A 2,878-nucleotide genomic window follows, 5' to 3' on the forward strand; every position below is an offset into this window, starting at 1 on the left:
ACCAGGAAGAACACCCACACCGCGACGGCGCCCAGGAAGACACCGATCTCGGGGCGGGCCAACAGCCGCAGCGCCAGGGGACGTTCCGCGGTCCGCCCATCCTTCTGGTGGGCCGGCGGGGCCGGCGACGGAGAACCCGTCGCCGGAGCCGTGGTCTGGGTCATAGTCATCACCGGGTGCCCTTCGCGGCGAATGCGGCGACCTCGTCGATGTTGGACTTGTCGACGATGGCCGGGCCGGTCAGCACGGCCTCCTCACCGCCGCCGCTGTAGTTTCCGTTTGTCTTGTACAGCCACAGGGAGTCGACCGACAGATAGCCCTGGAGGAAGGGCTGCTGGTCGATGGCCCACTGGATCGTGCCGGACTCGATGGCGCCGGTCAGCTCCTTGTTGAGGTCGAACGTGGCGAGCTTGGCCTTGCTGCCCGAGTCGGCCAACGACTGTTCGGCGGTGAGTGCGATCGGGGCGGCGAGGGTCGCCACGAAGTCGATGGAGCTGTCCTGCTGGAGCTTGGCGGTCAGGGTCGACTTCACGGACGGCATGTCGGTTCCGTTGACATAGAGGAGGTCGGTCTTGCCCTCGAAGGTCTTCTTCAGTCCGGCACACCGTTGGGTGAGGCCGATGTTGCCCTGCTCCTGGACGACACAGACCGTGTGCTTGGCGCCGGCCTCGTTGAGCTTCCTGCCGAACGCCTCACCGGCCACCGTCTCGTCCTGCCCGAAGAACTCCAGCAGGCCCAGCTTCTTCCAGTCGCTCACACCGGAGTTGAAGCCGACGACGGGTATGCCGGCCTGCCCTGCCTTGGCGACGACACTCTTGAGAGCGTCGGGCTTGGCGAGCGTGGTGGCGATCCCGTCGACCTTCTGGTCGATCGCGTTCTGCACCAGGTTGGCCTGGTTGCCGGCGTTCGGGTCGGAGGAGTAGACGAGCTTGACGTTGTCCTTGGCGGCGGCGGCCTCGGCACCCTTGCGGACGATGTCCCAGAAGGTGTCACCGGGCGCGGCGTGCGTGATCAGGGCGACGGTCATACGGGGTGTGGTGGCCTTGCCCGCGGAGGCGCCTGCCGCGCCCTCCTCGGACTTCTTGCCGCCCGAGCTGCTGGAACAGCCGGCGACAAGCAGGGCGGCCGCGGCCGCCGCAGCGAGAACGGGAGTGATTCTGCGGGAACGGGAGTGGGTCATGGTCATCACCGGGTGCCCTTCGCGGCGAACGTGGCGATCTTGTCGACGTTGGTCTTGTCGACGAAGGCCGGCCCGGTCAGCACCGGGGCCTCACCGCCGCCGCTGTAGTTTCCGTTTGTCTTGTAGAGCCACAGGGAGTCGACCGACAGATAGCCCTGGAGGTAGGGCTGCTGGTCGATGGCCCACTGGATCGTGCCGGACTGGATGGCGCCGACCGCGTCCTTGTTGAGGTCGAACGTGGCGAGCTTGGTGCTGGTGCCGGCGTCAGCGATGGACTGGATGGCGGTCATCGCGAACGGGGCGCCGAGCGTGGTGACGTAGTCGATGGAGGAGTCCGTCTTGAGCTTGGCGGTGATCGTCGACTTCACCGACGGCATGTCGGTGCCGTTGACGTAGAGGATCTCGGTCTTGCCCTCGAACGTCTTCTTCACGCCCCCGCAGCGGGCCTCCAGGGCCACCTGCCCCTGTTCCATGATCACGCAGATGGTGTGCTTGGCGCCGGCCTCGTTGAGCCTGCGGCCGAACGCCTCGCCGGCGATGCTCTCGTCCTGGCCGAAGTACTCGAGCAGACCCTGCTCCTTCCAGTCCTGCACGCCGGTGTTGAAGCCGACGACCGGGATGCCGGCCTTCTCGGCCTGGGCGACCACGGCCTTCATGGCGTCCGGCTTGGCGAGGGTGACAGCGATGCCGTCGACCTTCTGGTCGATGGCGTTCTGGACCAGGTTCGACTGGTTGGGGCCGCTGGGGTCGCTGGAGTAGACCAACTTGACGTTGTCCTTGGCGGCGGCCGCCTCGGCACCCTTGCGAATCGTGTCCCAGAAGGTGTCACCAGGGGCGGCGTGCGTGATCATCGCGACCGTCATACGGGGAGTGGTGGCCTTGCCGGCCGACACATCGGTCCCGCCCTCTTCGGACTTCTTTCCTCCGGAACTGCTGGAGCATCCGGCCACAAGCAGTGCGGCGGCTGCCGCTGCTGCGGCGAGGGGGACGAATCTGCGGGAGCGGGGGTGGGAGGAACGGTCCATCTTTCCGGCACCTCACTGTGCTTCAGGGGAAAGGGAGAAGCTGCTGATCGAAGGAACACTGCGGATCACATGCCGTTAACACGGCTGTTGCCTATGACGAGATAGAACCGTCACGCCACTCTGAGGTCAACGTTTGTAATGACATCATTTCTCCATCAAGGAAAGATGTCAGAACAATTACTTGACGGTGGTCGCGCGTGACCTCTAGACCTGAAATGACTTCAGGCAGGAGGTCCGCGAGTGAACCCTTCTTTTGATGTAATAACCATGGGTCGAACGGGCGTCGACAAATATCCCCTGGAGACCGGCGTTCCCCTGGAAAAAGTCGAGAGCTTCTGCCCGCCCGCTCCCAGCCCGCATCGCCTCGGCTACCTGGGGGTTCCCCCGCGCGAGCGAAGCCGAGCCTGGGAGAGGGTCTCCCCCTCCGGCAACGGCCGCACCACCGACCTCCTGGCCGAAGTCCGCGACGGCGCTACGCCGCCCTCGACAGCAGCCGCGACCACGCCTGAGTCCGGCCCTCCGAAAGGAAACCCGCACCGATGAAGAACCTCCACCACTGGATCAACGGCAAGCCCAGCGAGGGTTCGTCCGCACGCTACGGCCCCATTCACAACCCGGCCACGGGCAGCCAGGAGAAGCAGGTCCCCCTCGCCTCCGTCGAGGAGGTGGACAA

2 protein-coding genes and 1 pseudogene are annotated in these 2,878 nt (G+C 65.6%); all 3 read right to left on the reverse strand.

Annotated elements, in window-relative coordinates; translation table 11 throughout:
• Nucleotides 1–170 (reverse strand): annotated as a pseudogene (locus KCH87_RS49930) (ABC transporter permease); the annotation flags it as partial.
• The gene (locus KCH87_RS48330) at nucleotides 170–1,180 is read right to left on the reverse strand and encodes a sugar ABC transporter substrate-binding protein (protein WP_247197935.1); all 1,011 of its coding nucleotides are present in this window, start codon (nucleotides 1,178–1,180) and stop codon (nucleotides 170–172) included. The gene KCH87_RS48330 and the pseudogene KCH87_RS49930, both read right to left, overlap by 1 nt.
• Nucleotides 1,181–1,185: 5 nt before the next feature.
• A complete protein-coding gene (locus tag KCH87_RS48335) occupies nucleotides 1,186–2,205 on the reverse strand; it encodes a sugar ABC transporter substrate-binding protein (protein WP_210594447.1) in 1,020 nt (339 codons plus the stop codon).
• Nucleotides 2,206–2,878: the final 673 nt, after the last annotated feature.

Origin of the sequence: Streptomyces sp. GESEQ-35 (assembly GCF_017948485.1) — a bacterium.
Taxonomy (GTDB): domain Bacteria; phylum Actinomycetota; class Actinomycetes; order Streptomycetales; family Streptomycetaceae; genus Streptomyces.